The following is a 19,354-nucleotide window of genomic DNA, read 5'->3' as shown; positions in this document are numbered from 1 at the left end:
CCGCGGCAGCGAGCAGCAAAGATAAGGGCCGGCAGCGCCAGCCCTGGAGGGAAAAGATCAGTTCAGCAGCGCGAGGATTTCGTCAGTGGTGCCGGTTTCACCGAGGCGCGGGAAGATACGCTCAATGCTGTTGTGGTGGGTTTCGGCGTTCAGGCAGCTCATCGCATCGGTCGCCAGCGTAACGTTGTAGCCCAGCTCGTAAGCCTGACGCGCTGTGGATTCCACGCCGATACTGGTGGCAATCCCGCACACCACCACCTGCGTTACGCCACGCTGCTGCAGCTGCTGGTGCAGATCGGTATTGTGGAACGCGCCCCAGGTTTTTTTCGTTACGCTGATATCGCCCGGCTGCGGGGTCATTTCCGGCACCAGCACCGCCCAGTCTGCCGGCAGAGCAGCATCGTGACGCGGCTGCTGATTGCGGCCCGGCGCGCCGCCCGCCACGTTCACCAGCACCACCGGCAGCTGTTTCGCGCGAAACGCCTGCGTCAGCTGCGTGGCGCGTGCAATCACTTCATCCGAATGGCGCGGCGTAACCGGCAGGCGGACGATGCCGTGCTGCAGGTCGATGACAATCAAGGCGGTTTGGGCATCTAACGTGGTGACAGCCATGGTGAGTCCTCTCAAATTAGTGGTCAGCGAGTCGTTGCAGTAAGGGAATGGCGGCCAGCAGCGTTTGCTGTTCCTGCGGGCTGAGCAGGCTGCTGATGCTGTGCAGTAGCCAGTCGTCACGCTGGGCGCGATTGCTGGCGACGAGCTGCAGGCAGGCAGCGGTAGGCTGATAACGGGTTTTGCGGCCATCCTGCGCATCGGCCACGCCCTGTACCAACCCCAGCGTCTGCAGGCTGGCGACCGTGGCACTCATCGACTGGCTGCGCACCCCTTCGCGCGCGGCCAGCTCGGTCACCGTCATCGCGCCGTCACGCACGAGATACCCCAGCACGGAAACCTGCGGCCAGGTGAGATCGCCCGGCGGGGCCGATTCACGCAGGCGGCGCATCAGTTTGCCATTGATGCTGCGTAACGCGGCAGCGGCGCTAATCAGCTCGCTCATCGCCCTTCTCCTTTACTGATGAGACCGCAGTATATAAATACGCAGGTAAACTGTGTAGTTTGCCTTCGTATCAATTTGTAATTGCGCATCCCGCCGCTCAGCTGCGCTGCAAATAGTGAATCAGGCTATGAAAGCGCAACGGGCTGGCCAGCGGATTGCGGTAGCTGTGCGGCTGATCGGCGGCGAACTGGCTGGCCTCGCCGGCCTGCAGGCGACGCCAGCTGCCCGCCATGCCCAGCAACAGCTCACCTTCCAGCACCACCACCTGCTCAATCACCCCGCTTTCGTGCGCTGACGAATCGCTTTGCGCGCCCGCCGCCAGCGTCACTTCCAGCAGATCGAAGCGCAAACGCGCGTCATACGGCAGCAGCGGCTTCACCTGCATTTGTGCATTGGGCTGGCTGAAGGTCGCCACATCGCCCGACGGCTGCGCCCCGCTCTGCACAAAAAACGAGAACGGCACATTAAAGCCGGTGGCGATTTTCCATAGCGTGGCGATCGTTGGACTCGACTCGCCGCGCTCAATCTGACCGAGCATGGCTTTACTCACGCCGGTGCGCGCCGCCGCCAGCGTCAGGCTCCAGCCATTGGCCTGACGCAGCTGCTTCAGCGCCTGGCTGAGATGTTGATGCAGATTTTCCATGAATTCTCCTGAAAAGCGGGCGCGCAGTGTACCACTTGTGCGCGCCATACCGTGCGTGCCACAATGTGCGTTATAACGCACAACAGGATGTGATTCCATGACCACTGCGACTGTTCGTCCGGCTTTTTCCTTTCCGATGCTGATTTCCGGCCTGATCGCCGTGCTGGTCGGCTACAGCAGCACCGCGGCGCTGATCTTCCAGGCGGCGCAGGCCGCAGGCGCCTCACCGGCGCAGATTGGCGGCTGGCTGTCAATGCTGGGCGTGGGCATGGGGCTGGCGTCACTCGGCCTGTCGCTGTGGACGCGGATGCCGGTGCTCGCCGCCTGGTCGACGCCAGGTGCCGCGCTGCTGGCCACCAGCGTGCACGGTCTGACGCTGAATGAAGTGGTCGGGGTGTTTGTCGCGACCAATCTGCTGATTGTGCTGAGCGGCGTGACCGGCCTGTTTGCCCGGCTGATGAACCATATTCCCCAGTCGCTGGCGGCCGCGATGCTGGCGGGGATTCTGCTGCGATTTGGCATCGGCACCTTCAGCGGCTTACAGGATCATTTTGCCCTGTGCGGCAGCATGTGTCTGGTGTGGTTGCTGGGCCGCCGCTGGCTGCCGCGTTATGCCATTCTGCTGGCGCTGGTGACGGGCGTACTGGTGGCGCTGGGTCAGCGCGCCATTCACTTTCCGCCTCATGCGCTAACGCTGAGCGTGCCGGAATTTATCATGCCGCACTTTAATCCTGCCGCGCTGATTGGCGTCGGCTTGCCCTACTTCCTGGTGACCATGGCGTCGCAGAATGCGCCCGGTATTGCCACGCTGCAGGCGCATGGTTACCGGCCGCCGGTCTCCGCGCTCACCGGCTGGACCGGCCTGATCGCGCTGCTGCTGTCGCCGTTCGGTGGCTTTTCGGTGTGTATTGCGGCGATCACCGCCGCGATCTGTATGGGCGATGATGTCGATCCGGACCCGGCGCGCCGCTGGGTGGCTTCCGCGCTGGCGGGCGTGTTCTATCTGCTGACCGGCTTTACCGGCGCGCTGATCGCCGTGATGCTCAGCGCATTGCCGCCGGTACTGATCGCCACGCTGGCCGGTCTGGCACTGCTGGCCACGCTGGCGGGCAGCCTGCAGCGCGCGCTGGCGGAACCCGCGCAGCGCGACAGCGCCATCGTGGCATTCCTGATCACCGCCAGCGGCATCTCCCTGCTCGGCGTCGGCTCGGCGTTCTGGGGCCTGATCGGGGGTGTCCTCACCCATTTGCTGCTCAGCCCACGCCGGAACGGTTAACATTTCACCACCCCGCGTACCGTGGGGGGAATAACGCCCTGTTTTCCCCCCTTTTTCCCCCGTTTGATTGCGGCGCATTTGGCTTAAGATCACTACCATCGCCCATCACACCCGATGTTTGGCTTCAGATAACCACCGATAAGGGCCCAACGAGTGGCAAAAACTTTTCTGCGCAGCGGTAATCTCGACGCGTTACTGGCACTGGGGGAGAACGGCCAGCCGGTCTGGGCTTCTGCCCTGCAAATTCGCGAAACGTTACGTTTGCGCCGCCAGACGACACTGGCCAACTGCCTCGCGATCCCGCAGGCCAACGAGCGCGGTGACCGCCTTGACTGGTACGCGCCATTCAGCGGCAAAGTGAAATCCTGGCTGGCGGCCAGCGATCGCGAAAAGCGTCAGGCGCTGGAACAGCTCACCCTTAATCAGCAGGATTTGCAGGCGCTCAGCCTGCGCGCCCGGGATGCCGACAATCCGGCGATGCGCCTGTTTGGGGCGCTGCTGGCAAAGACGCTGCAGTTTCCCGATCAGCAATACGTCTATCTGGTGGATGGCAAGCCGGTGATCACCTTCTGGGGCTTTGTCGACCCGCAGGCGCGCACGCGTGATGATGCGCTGGCCTGCCTGCGCGACAGTCTTGATGAAGAACTGCCGCCGCTGGTGGTGCCCGCGCCGGAGCCAGAAAGGGCTGCCGCGCCTGAACCGGTTGCGGCCCCCGTTGTGGCGGAGCCCGAGCCGGAACGGCTGGCGGAACCCGAACCACAGGCCGCACCCGAACCCGCACCGCTGAGCGTGGTCGCCGACGCGCCCGCGCGGAATAAATCCGCACTGCGCCCGCTGCTGCTGGTGCTGCCTCTGGCCGCTGCCGCCGCAGCGGGCGTGGCCTTCTGGTTACACGACGCGCCGGTCCAGCCGGCAGAAACCGAAACCGCGCCTGTGGTCAGCGCCGCGCCCGCGCTGGCCCCGGCGATGCTGGCGAAAGCACAGACGCTGGCCGCCACGCTGCCGCACAGCAGTGCGACGGTGACGCCTGCGCCGGCACCGGCTACCCCACCGGCACCGCCGGAGGTCGTAGCGGAACATACCGAACCGGCCAAAGCGGACGATCTGGTGATGACGGCCGATGACGCGCGCCTCGGCTCGGTGAAATTTATCAATGGTACCTGGCGCGTGACGCTGCGTCAGACCAATCTGCCGACCGGCAAGCCGCCGAGCCTGCGCTATCAGATCCGCAACGGTAAAGGCAGCGCAGTGATTACCCAGGGCGACAATATTCGCTGTAAAGCCGATGTCACCGCCGCCATGACCAGCGCCGGCACCATGGTAGTGCGCAGCCGCTATACTGCCAGCTGCAGCGATAAATCACGCTATCGCATGCCGGAGCTGGTGTGCAAAGCCGGTGATGGCATTGCCAGCTGTACGGCGCAGTATGGCGCCGATCAGGTGTTCCCGTTGACGATTAAGCGTGAGAGTAAGTAACCATGTTGGCTCCCCTGATTGATGACAAACAGAAAATCACGCTGATCGAAGACAGCGGTGTGCAGTTTCTTGATTTTGGTCTGCGCCTGCCCGCGCTACAGGCGCGGCGGCAGTTTGTGCGTCAGACCGCCAACGGCCCGCTGCTGCGCCTCAACGTTGATGGCAACAGCGGCAAGTTTCTGCTCTATCCGCAGGATGGCGGTGCCGCTGAGGTAGTGCGCCCGGAGACCGATATCGCGCTGGCCGATTCCCTGACGCTGCTGGCCGGGCAGTGGCTGCCGCTGCCGGTGCTGCGCTGTTCCAGCGGCCGTCGTTTTATCGGTGGCCCGGATAACTGGGCGCGTCTGCGCCTTGCGCCGCTCAGCCAGCCCGACGCGGCGGGTAATACCCATCGCATCACCCTCGCCTTTGATACGCGCCTGGTGGCCGACGCGGACGGCGGTGAGCAGCTGGGGTTGAGCAAAGCCGATGCGCAGAACGGCGTCAGCTTTGCGCTGGCGTGGCACAACTATGAACTGGGCGAGTTCCTCGACCTCACCTGGGTTGACGGCTGGCTGCGCGAGACGTTCAGCCAGCAGGTGTATGCGCTGGAATCACGCCGCGAGCAGGAAGTGAACCAGGCGCTGCGCGAATTTGAATATCAGGCGCACTATCTCAACGTGCTGGAACTGCTGGGCGAACAGCTCGATCTGGCAGAAATCACTATCCAGACGGCCTCACCGCAAACGCCGGCGGTCAACGTGGATATCATTCTCGACGTCGGCAACTCGCACACCTGCGGCATTCTGGTGGAAGATCACCCCGAAGAGAGCAACGGCCTGCGCCAGACCTATGAGCTGCAGCTGCGCGATCTGTCGCAGCCGCACCGGGTCTACAACGAGCTGTTCGATAGCCGACTGGAGTTTGCCGAAACGCACTTTGGCAAAGCCAACTTCTCGCTGGAGAGCGGCCGCGAAAACGCGTTTATGTGGCCCTCGCTGACCCGCGTCGGTCGCGAAGCCAGCCGCCTGGCGCTGCAGCGCGCCGGCACCGAGGGCAGCACCGGCCTCTCCAGCCCGCGCCGCTACTTATGGGACGAAGCGCGTTATCAGCCAGGCTGGCGCTTCAACGCCAGCGGCGGCAGCGACGAGCCGCAGGCCACCGCGCTGCCGTTTACCCTGTTGCTCAACGATGAGGGGCAGCCGCTGCATGCCCTGCCGGAAGATGACCGCCTGCCGGTGTTTTCTGCCAGCTACAGCCGCAGCTCGCTGATGACCTTTATGCTGTGTGAACTGCTGGCGCAGGCCATGATGCAGATGAACAGCGTGGCCCAGCGCCAGCGTATGCCGCAAAGCCAGGCGCCGCGCCAGCTGCGTCATGTGATCCTGACGCTGCCGTCGGCCATGCCGAAGCCGGAGCGGGAAATTTTCCGTCGCCGCATGCAGGAAGCCATCGCGCTGGTGTGGAAAGCCGAAGGCTGGCATCCGGCCGACGCCGCGTTTGACGCCGCCAGCCAGGCACACAGCCTGCGTCCGGTACCGGATGTGCAGATGGAGTGGGATGAAGCCACCTGCGGTCAGATGGTGTGGCTGTTCAACGAAACCCAGGTGAACTTTGCCGGTCGCGCGGAAGATTTCTTCAGCAGCATGGCGCGCCCGGATCGCCCGCGCGAAGCGGATGAGCTGCCGGGCAAAAGCCTGCGCATCGCCTCGATTGATATCGGCGGCGGCACCACCGACCTCGCCATCACCCAGTATCGTCTGGATGATGGTCAGGGCAACAACGTGAAAATCACCCCGCGTCTGCTGTTCCGGGAAGGGTTTAAAGTGGCCGGCGATGACATTCTGCTGGACGTGATTCAGCTGTGGATCCTGCCCGCGCTACAGCAGAGTCTGCAAAAAGCCGGCCTGGCGCTGGCGGAACCGCTGATGAACAAGCTGTTTGGACACGACAGCCGCATGGACGGTCAGGCCACGCTGCGCCAGCAGGTCACCCTGCAGCTGTTTATTCCGCTGGCGCAGGCGGTGCTGGAGCGCTATGAAAACTGGAATCCGCTCGACAGCCACAGCGAAATTAACGCGCTGTTTGGCGAGCTGGTGCCGCAGAAGCCAGCCAGCAGCGTGCTGGCGTTTGTCAACGGAGAGATTCAGCGCGCGCTCGGCGGCGACAGCCGTTTCGATCTGCTTGACGTGCCGCTGGTGGTGAGCATGGCGCAGTTGCATGCTGAGTTTCTGCAACACCGGATGGCAATCATCCCGGCGCTGCGCGCCATGTGCGAAGTGGTTTCCCTCTATCAGTGCGATGTGCTGCTGCTGACCGGTCGCCCGTCGCGCTTCCCGGGCATTCAGGCGCTGGTGCGTCATTTGCAGCCGCTGCCGGGTAGCCGCATTTTGTCGCTGGAGGGGTATCACACCAGCGACTGGTATCCGTTCAACAAACAGGGGCGCATTGACAACCCGAAATCCACCGCGGCGGTCGGTGCCATGCTGTGTCTGCTGGCACTCGATCTGCGTCTCAGCAGCTTCTGGTTCCGCGCCGGCGATTTTGAACCCTACTCGACCATTCGCTACCTTGGCGTGCTGGATGAAAACGCCACGCTGAGCGATGACAATCTGTGCTACAGCGAGATTGATCTCGACAGCCACAGCTTCGCGCTGGACCGTAAAAGCAGCTTCCGCATTCGCGGTAACGTCTGCCTCGGTTTCCGCCAGCTGGAGAACGACCGCTGGCCGGCGACACCGCTCTACAGCCTGAGCATTACCGATCCGCAGCTGGCGCGCCAGGTAGCGGGCGAAAGCGTGCTGCGCATCAGGCTGGCGGTACAACCGGGCCCGGATAACCTCGGCCCGGAGCGGCTGGTGCTGAGCGAGGCGCGCATGGACGATGGCACGCGCGTGCCGCTGGAGCAACTGAGTCTGAAACTGAATACGCTGTCGGCCACCGGCAACGCCAATGCGCAATACTGGATCGACAGCGGGAGCGTGTGTAAACGATGAGAACTGCCAAAAAAGCCACGCCGGCGACACCTGCTAAACGCCTGGGTCTGCTGCAGGAGACGGTTGACGGCGCGCTGAACTGGGTGGAGAGCCACCAGGCGCACTCGCCGCGTCTGGCGCTGGAAGCCGATACGCTGCGGCTCCAGCTGCGGCGCGCCCGAGTTGAAAGCCACGCGCTGGCGCGACAGCTGGCGCGGCCGGTCACCCTGGCGCTGTTTGGTCAGTCGCAGGCGGGTAAAGCCTGGCTGCTGAGTGAAATGGTCGGCGACGCGCAGGGCCAGCTGATCGCCCGTCTCGGCGACAAAACCCTGAACTATTTTCAGCACATCAATCCCGGCAATCTCGATTTTGCCATCGCCACCCGTTTCAGCCATCAGCGTGAAGCGCAGTCTGGTGCGTGGCCGCTGGAGATGACGCTGCTGAGCGAAGCCGAGCTGATTCGTCTGATGCTGGCCGGCGCCAGCGCGGGCACCCAGCCGGACAGCGCGGCGATTGATGCCGCGCTGCAGCGCCTGCAGCGCCATCGCCAGAGCGAGATGCAGCCCGGCCTCGACAGCGACGCGCTGGTGACGCTGTGGGCGTGGCATCGCCGCCAGCCCGACCACGCCGAGGTGCTGGACCGCCATTTCTGGCCGCAGGCGATTGAGCTGGCACCGTGGCTCAACGTGGACGACCGCGTGCAGCTGTTTGCGCTGCTGTGGCCGCAGCGTCCGGCGCTGAATGAAACCCTGCGCAGCCTGCTGCATCTGCGCCATCAGCTGCGGCACGCGCCGCGCGTGCTGGCGCCGCTCAGCCTGCTGGTGGATGACGCCTCGCTGCCCGCTGAAAAGCTCATCGGCCATGACGCCGACCTGAACGAATTGATTGAAGTGTGTCCGGTTGTCGCCAACCGCGTGGGCAAACCGCAGTCGGTACCGCTCGGCTGGCTGGCGCTGCTGACGCTGGAAATCACCCTGCCGCTCAGTTCGACGCCGCGTCAGGCGCTGTATGACGAAGCCGATATGCTGGAACTGCCCGCGCCGGGCACGCCCGCCGACCGCGATCAGCAGGATGAGCGCGCAAGGCTGCAGGCGCGTGATGCGCTGCGCGCCAGTCTGCTGGAGCAGAAACGTGCCCTGCTGCCGGGCTTCTATGCCGCCCGTCAGGGCATCGATTTAATGCTGATTTGTACCGCCGCCAGCCAGCGTCAGGATGCGGATCTCGCCGCCAGCGCGCTGCGCGAGTGGCAACTGCAACAGAGCGCGACGGCCAGCGCAGACAAGCCGCGCCTGATTTGGGCGATTACGCCGCACGATGCGCGCTATCAGCAGTCGCAAATCAACGTCGATGAAGCGGTACAGCGGCAGATTGGTCAGCCTGGCCAGAGCTGGGGCTCAATGCTGGCGCGCGATCGCGCGGGCGTCGACCGCATGAGTAGCTGGCTGCAGGATGAGATGCAGCCGGAGGCACGGCGCGACCGGCTGGCGCTGCAGCTCAGCACGCTGCAGCAGAAACTGGTTGAGCGTCTGCAGCCGTGGACCGAAGCCAGCGCCACATCGGAACAGGCCGCGCGGAAACAGGCCATCGCCGATACGCTGCTGAAGTGTTTACAGCATCGCACCGGCCTGCACGGCGAGCTGCTTGAGCGTTTACAGCCCTCGCGCGAAGCGGTGCGCCAGCTGTGGCTGAGTCAGAGCCACGGCAGCACGCCGTCCACCGGCGGTCAGGCAGCCGCGGTGGAGCAGAGCTATTTTGGTATTGGTTTTGAGTTTGACCTGTTTAACGATGAGCCGGTAACCACCGCCGAACCGCGCAGCAGCAGCGGCCAGCGCGATCAGCAGTTTCCTCAGCAGGTGTTCGCGCTGTGGCTGGCGCACCTGCGTCAGTTGCCGGAGAGCCAGAGCCTGCTGGCGCTGCTCAACGTTGATAAGCCGACGCTGGAACTGCTGGTGGAGGAGCTCATCACCGCCAGCTTCCGTCTGCAGGTGCTGAGCAAACTGCAAAGCGCGCTGAACGAAACGGAGACGCAGGCCAGTGCCCATGAAGCGCGCACCGATCGCCAGGTGTCGCGTGCCATGACGGTGCTGGGTGACTTTGTCGCCTGGCTCGGCTTCCTGCAGCGGGATGAACGTGAACGGCCGCAGAGTCGCGTCAATCGCGGCAGCCCGATTTTCGCCCGCCCGCCGGCGCCCAGCGTCAGCTTTTCTTCAGGCCAGCGTCTGACGCGGCTGTCTGCCGCGCCGGCTAATCACACCGCCTATTATATTTATGACTGGCTGGTGGGGTTAAATTCGCTGATCGTCGAGAATAACGGCTACACCGGCGGCGGCGATTTGCCGGCCAGCGCACGCCAGACGCTGGCGATTATGCTGCTGCCGCTGCACGCGTAGTCAGTGAGTAATCAGGCGCAGCTCACCCGCCAGCTGCTGCGCCGCCTCTTCCAGCAGCGCCAGCACCGGGGCAAACTCCGCACTGGCGCTGACCTCGGCGACATGCTGCAAATGCAGCGTTGCCGGCAGCGCCATGCCGCCGGTTAGCCAGTCCCACAGCGCATCCAGATTGTAGCCAAAACGTTCACCGCAGCCGCTCTGATCGACCAGCGCCTGATAAAAGGCCTGGCGCGTTTCCAGCGTGCGAAAATCAAAATGGAGTGTCAGCATAGTCAGGGTACCGGCGTGAAGCTGCGATAGTGATCGGTGGTGAGAAAGATCAGCCCATCAGAAGAGTAAAGCAGACGATCGGCATCGCGGTGGCCGCAGTCGTAATTGACGTCCGCTTCATACCACTGGCGCCCCGCCTGCATCGGCAGCCGCCGTTCGCGGTTACTGAAGCGATCGCCGCCAATCGCCCGCCCTGGCAACACCTCACACAGGTTACCCTGCGCCGGGTTCCAGCCCTGACGACGTGCCGCGCTTTTGGTGAGATAAAAATCAGGCAAACGGTGATGCTGCTGTAGCCAGCGCGCCACGCGATGTACATCGGTCAGTTGCGCAATATCCGTCTGTTTTTCTGGTGCAGTACCGCTCAGATGGGGCTTCAGCCCGATCCAGCAAACCACCAGCGCAAACAGTAATCCAATCCAGAGTTTTTTCGACATAGTGACATCCTGAAAAGCAGGACGCCGATAATAGCAGGTTTCAGGCGGGGAAAAACGCGGGCCAGCATGGCTGGCCCTGGCGGAGGTTTACTGCTGCATCGCGCTCGGGGTGTGCGCGGCGTGACGACGCCATGCGCCCGGTGCCACGCCATACTGGCGCTTGAAGCTGCGGTTAAACGACTGCTGTGAATCGAAGCCCAGCGAAATGGCTACGTTGAGGATCGGTTCGTTGGTGGTTGTCAGGCGGTCGGCCGATTTTTTCAGCTTCTTAGCCCGGATGTACTCACCCAGCGGATAGCCGGTGTGCTCTTTGAACATACGCTGCAGGTGCCACTTCGAATAGCCGGCGCGCCCCGCTACGGTGTCCAGATCCAGACGTGCTTCAATGTTGTTATCAATCCAGTCGATCAGATCGTGAATAAAAGCGTCGCTCATCATCCCATTCTCTCCCGTCGCCATGGCGAACAGTATCAGTATCAGTTGCAATTACACTTTAAGGGTGACTGACTATCGCATTTAATGCAAGTTTTATTATTGCATTAAATGCCGCACTCGCCGTAGGGGCTTTCGCTACCTGTTACGAATTGATCAAAACCGCACATAAAGTGTATCAGATATTCTTGCAGATGCAGTTCGCCCAAGCCTACACTCCTGTGGTTTTAATGCAATCTTAAAAGTTGCAGATTTTTCGTACGTCTCCTTTCTTTTTCACCAACGCGGAATAACAACAATGCATCTGCAAACATATGGGGTTCGTCGGGCCGTAAGCCTGTCAGGAGTGATGTTGCTGGGAAGCCTGCTGGCCGGTTGTGATCGCGGTGTGGCGCAAAATGCGCCGCCGCCTCCGCCCGAAGTGAGTGTCGCGCAGGTGGTGCAACAAAAAGTCAGCCAGTGGGATAGCTTCAATGGCCGCATTGAAGCGGTGCAGAGCGTGCAGCTGCGTCCGCGCGTCTCGGGCTACATCGATCAGGTTAACTATCGCGAAGGCGATGAGGTGAAGAAAGGTCAGGTGCTGTTCACCATTGATGACCGCACCTACCGCGCCACGCTGGAGCAGGCGCAGGCCGAACTGGCCAGCGCGCGTAGCCAGGCGGCGCTGGCCCGCAGCGAGTCGGCCCGTACCGACAAGCTGATCGGCACCCAGGTGGTGTCGCGCGAAGAGTGGGAACAGCGGCGTTCGACCGCCAGTCAGGCGCAGGCCAGCGTGCTGGCCGCCCAGGCGGCAGTCGATATGGCGCAGCTGAACCTCGACTTTACCCGCGTCACCGCGCCGATTGATGGTCGCGCCAGCCGGGCGATGATCACCACCGGTAACCTGGTGACCGCCGGCGACAGCGCCAGCGTTCTCACCACGCTGGTTTCGCAGGACCGCATGTACGTCTACTTTGACGTCGACGAGGCGATTTATCTGCAGTACCAGGCGATGGCGCGTCAGGGCCAGAACCGCGGTTCGCTGCCGGTAGAGATTGCGCTGACCGGCGAACAGGGCTATCCGCACCGCGGCACCGTCGATTTTCTCGATAACCAGCTGACCGCCAGCACCGGCACCATTCGTATGCGCGCCACGCTCGACAATCAGCAGCGTCAGTTTACCCCAGGCCTGTTTGCCCGCGTGCGGCTGCCGGGCAGCGCAGAATTCAACGCGCTGCTGGTCGACGACCGCGCGGTACTGACCGACCAGGATCGTAAATACGTTTACGTGGTTGATGCGCAGGGCAAAGCCGAACGCCGCGATGTTCAGCTGGGCGATCTGGCTAACGGCCTGCGTATTGTGCAGCAGGGTCTGAAGCCAGGTGACAAGGTGATTGTCAACGGTCTGCAGAAAGTGTTCATGCCCGGTATGCCGGTAAAAGCGCAGCCGGTGGCCATGCGCTCCGCTCAATAATAATCGAGACTGCCCGTTATGGATTTCTCCCGCTTTTTTATCGACCGACCGATTTTCGCCGCGGTGCTGTCGATTTTGATATTTACCACCGGACTGATCGCCATTCCGCTGTTGCCGATCAGTGAATACCCCAACGTGGTACCACCCAGCGTGCAGGTGCGCGCAGAATATCCCGGTGCCAACCCCAAAGTGATTGCTGATTCGGTGGCAACGCCGCTGGAAGAAGCGATCAACGGGGTGGAAAACATGATGTACATGAAGTCGGTGGCCGGCTCAGATGGCGTGCTGGTTACCACCGTGACCTTCCGCCCGGGGACCGATCCCGACCAGGCGCAGGTCCAGGTGCAAAACCGCGTGGCACAGGCTGAAGCGCGTCTGCCGGAAGAGGTGCGTCAGCTCGGCCTGACCACCCAGAAGCAGTCACCTACCCTGACGCTGGTGGTGCATCTGTTCTCGCCCCACGGCAAGTACGATTCGCTCTATCTGCGTAACTACGCCACGCTGAAGGTGAAAGATGAGCTGGCGCGCCTGCCGGGCGTCGGCCAGATTCAGATCTTCGGTGCCGGTGACTACGCGATGCGCGTCTGGCTCGACCCGAACAAAGTGGCGGCGCGCGGCATGACCGCCGGCGACGTGGTCAGCGCCATGCAGGAGCAGAACGTGCAGGTTTCTGCCGGGCAGCTGGGCGCAGAGCCGACGAAGAAAGAGAGCGATTTTCTGCTGTCGATCAACACCCAGGGGCGGCTGGAAGATGAGGCGCAGTTTGGCAACATCATCCTGAAAACCGCCGACGACGGCACGCTGGTGCGCCTGCGTGACGTGGCGCGCATCGAGATGGGCTCCGGCAGCTATGCCCTGCGTTCGCAGCTGAACAACAAGGATGCGGTCGGTATCGGTATCTTCCAGTCACCGGGCGCAAACGCCATCGACCTGTCGAATGCGGTACGCGCCAAGATGGCCGAGCTGGCAACGCGCTTCCCGGATGACGTGCAGTGGGCCGCGCCTTATGACCCGACGGTGTTCGTGCGTGACTCGATCCGCGCCGTGGTCCAGACGCTGTTCGAAGCCATCGTGCTGGTGGTGCTGGTGGTGATTCTGTTCCTGCAGACGTGGCGCGCCTCGATCATCCCGCTGCTGGCCGTGCCGGTGTCGGTGGTCGGTACCTTCAGCGTGCTCTATCTGCTGGGCTTTTCGCTCAATACCCTGAGTCTGTTCGGGCTGGTGCTGGCGATTGGTATCGTGGTCGATGACGCCATCGTGGTGGTGGAGAACGTCGAGCGTAACATTGAGCAGGGCTTAACACCGGTGGCGGCAGCTCACCAGGCGATGCGCGAGGTCTCCGGGCCGATTATCGCCATCGCGCTGGTGCTGTGTGCGGTATTTGTGCCGATGGCCTTCCTCTCGGGCGTAACCGGTCAGTTCTATAAGCAGTTTGCCGTGACCATTGCCATTTCGACGGTGATTTCGGCGATTAACTCGCTGACGCTCTCTCCGGCGCTGGCGGCGAAACTGCTGAAGGCGCACGGTGCGCCGAAGGACCTGCCGACGCGCCTGATCGATCGCCTGCTGGGCTGGGTGTTCCGGCCGTTTAACCGCTTCTTCCAGCGCAGCTCAGACGGCTATGAATCGATGGTCGGCAAAACCCTGCGCCGGCGCGGTGCGGTGTTTGGCGTGTACGTGCTGCTGCTGGCCGGTGCCGGCTTTATGTTCCATACCGTGCCAGGTGGCTTTATTCCGACGCAGGATAAGCTGTACCTGATTGGTGGCGTGAAGATGCCGGAAGGCTCATCGCTGGCGCGTACCGATGAAGTGATTCGTAAGATGAGCGAAATCGGCATGAACACCGAAGGCGTGGCCTACTCCGTCGCCTTCCCCGGCCTGAATGCGCTGCAGTTCACCAATACGCCGAATACCGGCACGGTGTTCTTCGGTCTGAAGCCGTTCAGCGAGCGCAGCCGCACTGCGGCGGAAATCAACGCTGAGATCAACGCGAAAATTTCCAAAATCCAGCAGGGCTTCGGTTTCTCCATCATGCCACCGCCGATCCTCGGTCTGGGCCAGGGATCGGGCTATTCGCTGTATGTGCAGGACCGTGCGGGCCTGGGCTATGGTGCTCTGCAAACCGCGATTAATACCCTGTCCGGTGCGGTGATGCAGACGCCTGGCATGATGTTCCCGATCTCCTCCTATCAGGCCAACGTGCCGCAGCTGGATGTGCAGGTCGATCGCGACAAAGCCAAAGCACAGGGCGTATCGCTGACCGATCTGTTCACGACGCTGCAGGTGTATCTGGGTTCCTCTTACGTCAACGACTTCAATAAGTTTGGTCGTACCTGGCGCGTGATGGCGCAGGCCGACGGGGATTTCCGCGACAGCGTGCAGGATATCGCAAACCTGCGCACCCGTAACGATCGCGGTGAGATGGTGCCGATTGGCAGCATGGTGAACATCACCACCACCTACGGTCCGGACCCGGTGATTCGCTATAACGGCTATCCGGCGGCCGACCTGATTGGCGATGCCGATCCGCGCGTGCTCTCTTCTGCGCAGGCGATGGAGAAACTCGAGGCGATGTCCAGCCAGGTGCTGCCGAACGGCATGAATATCGAATGGACCGACCTGAGCTATCAGCAGGCAACCCAGGGCAACACCGCGTTTATCGTGTTCCCGGTGGCGGTGCTGCTGGCGTTCCTGGTACTGGCGGCGCTGTATGAGAGCTGGACGCTGCCGCTTGCGGTGATCCTGATCGTACCGGTGACGATGCTGTCCGCACTGGTCGGCGTGTGGCTGACCGGCGGCGATAACAACGTGTTTGTCCAGGTCGGTCTGGTGGTGCTGATGGGGCTGGCATGTAAGAACGCCATCCTGATCGTCGAGTTCGCCCGCGAACTGGAGATGCAGGGCAAAGGGATTGTGGAGTCGGCGCTGGAAGCCTGTCGCCTGCGTCTGCGCCCTATCGTTATGACCTCCATCGCCTTTATCGCCGGCACCGTGCCGCTGATTCTGGGCGAAGGTGCGGGTGCCGAAGTGCGTGGCGTCACCGGCATCACCGTGTTCTCGGGCATGCTGGGGGTTACGCTGTTTGGCCTGTTCCTGACGCCGGTGTTCTACGTGACGCTGCGTAAGCTGGTGACGCGCAAGCAGCAGCCAACGGTGGAAACGCAGACGGTGTAAACGCTGAGGAGTAAAACCCATCCGGGCCACCGTGCCCGGATTTTTTTTGCCTGGCGCAGCATGACGATGTTACACAGCAACAGCGCGCCTCTGCGCCAGAGCACAGCAGCGTGATTTCACAGGATTTACAGGGGTAGATTGCGCATGCAGAAGCGGAATGGAAAGGTGCGCATCAGCGATGCGCACGGGAGGTTAGCGGTCTTTTTTGCAGAGTTCGGCGATTTCGAGGTCAGGCAGCGGTTCACAGTTGCTGGTATCGTGCTTTTTCAGCTCGTTAAGGGCATCGGCGACGGTGCGGGTTTCCAGCACTTTAAGCGACGCCTCTTCCGCTTGCTCCGCGATCGATTTGAAGTACCAGCACAGGTTGGCGCTGACCAGGCAGCGCGGTGCGACATCGGGGCGCGACGCCCACAGTTTTTTGTCTTCAATCACTGAGGTGTAGATATCGCGCAGCGTGATCTCAGCGGCCGGACGACCCAGATGGATCGAGCCGGTACGGCCAAGCGTCGAGACAATGATGCCATCGCGCGTTAACGGAACCATGAGTTTCCGAATGAAACTGGGGTTCGCTTCAAGACCGTACGCCAGAATGGCACTGGTCGAGCGTTTACCCAATTGCTCCGCCATCGCTACGCTCAAAACCATCTGCAAAGCTGTCGGGAAGCGGTAATCTAGCATTTCTGTTTCCTGAGTTGCGGCCTATCTTCTTGTTTTCATACCGCGGCAGTGAATAATCAATGAGCAATAAATATAACAAACACTGTTGCTTTTTAGAATACCGAAAATGCTTTCCACCCGTGACTAACCTGCGCTATTACCCGCCTTGATATCGACTTAATATATTGAATTTAAATAAAAAGATACCAGTATGACATGCCGCTGGCCGCTTTAGCACTCTGAGCCTTGCGCAACAATATGCGCGATGTGTCACTTTTTTGCCCCCACCGCTGTAGCTGCGGGCTGGCAAAGGACGTTGTGACAAGGGGACGATGATTTCTGCACGGGTGTCGCGCCGTGTGCGCAACCCAGCCTCTGACAAGCTGTTGTTTCTGAGTAAGAAACAAAAACACACCGGCGAAGGGGGCTGCGTCAGGGTCGATAAACCGTCTTCTGAAGGGGATAATATTGATCCGGGTCATGATTCCCTTGCTATTTTTTGCACAAAATGCGCGCCGTTACTATTTTCGAGGCGCGAAATAATGTCTGTATTATCCCCGGTCGTCGGCGCATTATTGCTGACCGTTCTCCCGCTGACGGTGGGCATCATCACGGCGGCAACCAGCTGCCTGAACGCGCCAACCTTATGGCAATGCGCACGAATGGCACCGCTGCCTTTCGTTGTCTCGGCTGGCTGCACTCTGCTGTTAAGCGCGTTGTGTTGCCTGCTGCAATATCTGACGGATCGCCACTAAAGCGCAGCAGCGGCCATCTCTGCCCGTTAGCCGTCAGTGGCGATTTCAACCTGCGGATTCCGGAGCGCCTGCCGGCAATTTCCGCTTCAGCACCACCACCAAAAGCACGTTGATGAGCGCCAGCCCGCATAACAGCCACAGCGTAGCCTGCGCGCCGGAATGCTGGAAAATATAGCCGCCAATCAGCGGCGTGAGCGCCTGACCAATCAGCGCCGGTCGCGCCATGCGGCCAACCACAATGGCGTACTCTTCCGGTTTTACCATCGCCAGCGGCAGCGTACCGCGCACGATAGCCCGCAAGCCATTTCCTGCACCGTACAGCACCATACTTACCAGCGCCCACGCGGGATAACAGGCCAGCAGCAGTAATCCCAGCGCCACCAGCCCGACTGAGAAGAAAGTGGTCCAGATGGGATGGCCGCGCTTAAACGCCATATCGACAATGCGCGACGCCACCTGGCACGGCCCCAGCAGCGTGCTGATCGCCAGCGCGGCGCTCAGCGAATGCCCGCTCGCCTGCAGCAGAGTAATCAGCTGCACCGATATCGCCGTCATGATCACCGACGCAAGGGTAAAAATGCTGCACAGCAGCCAGAACAGCGTGGGAGCCAGTGAATTCTGTGCGGTATGCTGTTGCCTGGTTTTTGGCATCGATGGTGTGCGCGGCGCCGGCAGCGCATACAGGTAAGCCGGCAGCACCGCCAGACACAGCAGCGCGGCAATGGCCAGACAGGCGCCGCGCCACTCCAGCCAGTGGATCAGCAGCGCGATGCCGGGCCACACCAGCGAGGTGCAGAATCCTGAAATCAGCGTAATACCGGTAATCGCGCCACGCGCCTGGCCGCCATATAAGGTGCCCAGCGTGGCGAACAGCGCGTCATACAGGCCCATCGCCATGCCCGCGCCGATAATCAGCCAGGCGAACAGTAACAGCGGCAAATTGTGGCTCAGCGCCATGATCACCAGCCCGAGCGCCATCACCGCCCCGCTCGCCGCCAGCAGCCGGCGACCCTGTGCGCGGGCAATCAGTCGGCCGCACAGCGGTGCCAGCAGGCCGGAGACCAGAATGCCAAGCGAAAGTGCGCCATACACCCACTGCTGCGACCAGCCGGTTTCCGCGATGATCGGGTTAGCCATCACGGCCATCAGATAAAACGATCCGCCCCACGACAGGATCTGCACGGCGCCGAGCGTGACGATAGCGGGCGCGCCCGGTTTTGGCTGATACTCCACAGCTAATATCCGTTAACAGGTAAATCACGGTTATAACATGTTCATCCGGCAGGAAAAATGCCCGCACGCCCTGTCGAGCCAAATTCCACGCCGGGGTTTCAGCGATCGGATGGATAAATTTTGTTATAGTATGTTGTAACTAGTATACCTGCTTGCTCGCCGCGTCATTCAGTGCCACCCTTTGGTATGTTGTAACTATGGAGAACTGTAATGGCTCGCTACGATTTGGTGGCTGATTTACACGAATGCGTGAATACGCTGGAGCGCGAACTTACTGCACTGCGGGCGTCGGTTGAACAGCAGCCGCTGTTGCTGGCGCGCGTATTCAGCCTGCCGGAGATCGAGAAAGGCAAAGAGCATGATGAAATCAACCGCATCGCGGTAACCCAGCATCTCGGTAAACGCGCGCGCGAACTGGCCCTCGCCCACTATTGTCGCCTGTTTATGCAGCATCAGTCAGAAAAACTCAGCACCAAAGCGGCGGTGCGTCTGCCTGGTGCCCTCTGCATTGAGGCGGATGAGGCGGCCAGCCAGCGACTGGAGCAGCAGGTCACGACCATCAACACCCTTAAACAGCGGCTGGAGCAATTGATCACCGTCGACTCCGGCCTGCCGAGCGAGGCGCGTTTTGAGTTTGTGCACCAGCATCTGCGTGGCCTGATCACGCTCAACGCCTACCGCAGCGTCACGCTACTGCAGGCGCCGGATACGCTGCGTTTTGGCTGGGCGAATAAAAACATCATCAAGAAGGTGACGCGCGAGGCTATCGTCGGGCAGCTGGAGCGCAGCCTGAAGGCGAACCGCGCGCAGGCGCCGTGGACGCGCGAACAGTGGGCAGAGAAAGTGCAGCAGGAGCTGGAGCGGGTGCGGTCATTGCCGGACGGCGCGCAACTGAAGATCAAGCGGCCGGTTAAAGTGCAACCTATCGCGCGGCTGTGGCGCGCCAGCGAGAAAAAACAGCTGCAGCTGGCCTGCCCTTCGCCGCTGCTGGTGCTGTGCCGCGATCGTACGCAGGTGCCGACGCTGGGTGAACTGCTGGATTACGATGCTGAAAACATCACGCACCGTTACAAGCCGCTGGCGCAGCCGCTGCATCTGATCATCCCGCGGCTGCATTTATGGAGTGACCGTCTGTAAGGCAAAAAAAACA

Annotated in this window: 16 protein-coding genes; 8 read left to right on the top strand and 8 right to left on the bottom strand. The window is 61.6% G+C overall.

Going from position 1 to position 19,354, the window contains the following annotated elements:
• Window positions 1–57 precede the first annotated feature (57 nt).
• From F3J41_RS04875 to F3J41_RS04865, 3 genes are all read right to left on the bottom strand, one after another.
• Window positions 58–612 carry an isochorismatase family protein gene (locus F3J41_RS04875; protein WP_166710097.1) on the bottom strand — a complete coding sequence of 185 codons (555 nt, stop codon included), beginning with the start codon at window positions 610–612 and terminating at the stop codon, window positions 58–60.
• 16 nt (window positions 613–628) lie between these two features.
• Window positions 629–1,054: a MarR family winged helix-turn-helix transcriptional regulator gene (locus tag F3J41_RS04870; RefSeq protein WP_058780613.1), complete on the bottom strand. Its 426-nt coding sequence runs from the start codon at window positions 1,052–1,054 to the stop codon at window positions 629–631.
• 97 nt (window positions 1,055–1,151) lie between these two features.
• Window positions 1,152–1,697 (bottom strand): helix-turn-helix domain-containing protein, encoded by a 546-nt coding sequence (locus F3J41_RS04865; protein ID WP_021506147.1) that lies wholly within the window; start codon window positions 1,695–1,697, stop codon window positions 1,152–1,154.
• A 97-nt stretch (window positions 1,698–1,794) separates the two neighbouring features.
• On the opposite strand from F3J41_RS04865, the gene F3J41_RS04860 reads away from it, so the two are divergent.
• The 4 genes from F3J41_RS04860 (at window position 1,795) to F3J41_RS04845 (ending at window position 9,793) form a co-directional block, all read left to right on the top strand.
• Window positions 1,795–2,973 (top strand): benzoate/H(+) symporter BenE family transporter, encoded by a 1,179-nt coding sequence (locus tag F3J41_RS04860; protein WP_021506148.1) that lies wholly within the window; start codon window positions 1,795–1,797, stop codon window positions 2,971–2,973.
• A gap of 153 nt (window positions 2,974–3,126) precedes the next feature.
• On the top strand, window positions 3,127–4,449 hold the full coding sequence (locus F3J41_RS04855) for an SrfA family protein (RefSeq protein ID WP_166710095.1): 1,323 nt from the start codon (window positions 3,127–3,129) through the stop codon (window positions 4,447–4,449).
• Between the two features lie 2 nt (window positions 4,450–4,451).
• Window positions 4,452–7,424 carry a virulence factor SrfB gene (locus F3J41_RS04850; RefSeq protein WP_166710093.1) on the top strand — a complete coding sequence of 991 codons (2,973 nt, stop codon included), beginning with the start codon at window positions 4,452–4,454 and terminating at the stop codon, window positions 7,422–7,424.
• A complete protein-coding gene (locus F3J41_RS04845; protein WP_166710091.1) occupies window positions 7,421–9,793 on the top strand; it encodes a virulence factor SrfC family protein in 2,373 nt (790 codons plus the stop codon). The genes F3J41_RS04850 and F3J41_RS04845 overlap by 4 nt, the downstream gene beginning before the upstream one ends.
• Here the strand turns inward: F3J41_RS04845 and F3J41_RS04840 are convergent, their stop codons facing one another.
• The 3 genes from F3J41_RS04840 to F3J41_RS04830 all read right to left on the bottom strand — a co-directional run bounded on the left by F3J41_RS04840 (window position 9,794) and on the right by F3J41_RS04830 (window position 10,938).
• Entirely contained in the window at window positions 9,794–10,063 is a 270-nt protein-coding gene (locus F3J41_RS04840; RefSeq protein ID WP_166710089.1) for a barstar family protein, read from the bottom strand.
• Window positions 10,064–10,065: 2 nt separating this feature from the next.
• On the bottom strand, window positions 10,066–10,500 hold the full coding sequence (locus F3J41_RS04835; protein ID WP_166710087.1) for a ribonuclease domain-containing protein: 435 nt from the start codon (window positions 10,498–10,500) through the stop codon (window positions 10,066–10,068).
• Window positions 10,501–10,587: 87 nt separating this feature from the next.
• Window positions 10,588–10,938 carry a helix-turn-helix domain-containing protein gene (locus tag F3J41_RS04830; RefSeq protein WP_021506154.1) on the bottom strand — a complete coding sequence of 117 codons (351 nt, stop codon included), beginning with the start codon at window positions 10,936–10,938 and terminating at the stop codon, window positions 10,588–10,590.
• Between the two features lie 292 nt (window positions 10,939–11,230).
• Between F3J41_RS04830 and F3J41_RS04825 the strand changes: the two genes are divergently transcribed.
• Both F3J41_RS04825 and oqxB read left to right on the top strand, forming a co-directional pair.
• Window positions 11,231–12,385 carry an efflux RND transporter periplasmic adaptor subunit gene (locus tag F3J41_RS04825; RefSeq protein WP_031279145.1) on the top strand — a complete coding sequence of 385 codons (1,155 nt, stop codon included), beginning with the start codon at window positions 11,231–11,233 and terminating at the stop codon, window positions 12,383–12,385.
• An 18-nt stretch (window positions 12,386–12,403) separates the two neighbouring features.
• Window positions 12,404–15,559, top strand: coding sequence for a multidrug efflux RND transporter permease subunit OqxB (gene oqxB / locus F3J41_RS04820; protein ID WP_166710085.1), 3,156 nt, complete (start codon window positions 12,404–12,406; stop codon window positions 15,557–15,559).
• Window positions 15,560–15,751: 192 nt separating this feature from the next.
• Here the strand turns inward: oqxB and F3J41_RS04815 are convergent, their stop codons facing one another.
• A complete protein-coding gene (locus F3J41_RS04815; RefSeq protein WP_031279147.1) occupies window positions 15,752–16,237 on the bottom strand; it encodes an Rrf2 family transcriptional regulator in 486 nt (161 codons plus the stop codon).
• Between the two features lie 311 nt (window positions 16,238–16,548).
• On the opposite strand from F3J41_RS04815, the gene F3J41_RS04810 reads away from it, so the two are divergent.
• A complete protein-coding gene (locus F3J41_RS04810; protein ID WP_166710083.1) occupies window positions 16,549–16,971 on the top strand; it encodes a hypothetical protein in 423 nt (140 codons plus the stop codon).
• Between the two features lie 45 nt (window positions 16,972–17,016).
• On the opposite strand, the gene F3J41_RS04805 is transcribed toward F3J41_RS04810, so the two are convergent.
• Window positions 17,017–18,204: an MFS transporter gene (locus tag F3J41_RS04805; protein WP_166710081.1), complete on the bottom strand. Its 1,188-nt coding sequence runs from the start codon at window positions 18,202–18,204 to the stop codon at window positions 17,017–17,019.
• 210 nt (window positions 18,205–18,414) lie between these two features.
• On the opposite strand from F3J41_RS04805, the gene tus reads away from it, so the two are divergent.
• Window positions 18,415–19,341, top strand: coding sequence for a DNA replication terminus site-binding protein (gene tus / locus F3J41_RS04800; protein WP_058774740.1), 927 nt, complete (start codon window positions 18,415–18,417; stop codon window positions 19,339–19,341).
• Window positions 19,342–19,354 lie beyond the last annotated feature (13 nt).

Origin of the sequence: Pantoea sp. Ap-870 (genome assembly GCF_011752515.1) — a bacterium.
In the GTDB taxonomy this organism is placed as follows: domain Bacteria; phylum Pseudomonadota; class Gammaproteobacteria; order Enterobacterales; family Enterobacteriaceae; genus Pantoea; species Pantoea dispersa.
The sequence above is the reverse complement of the archived record's forward strand: the minus strand, read 5'-3'. Positions and strand labels throughout refer to the sequence as shown.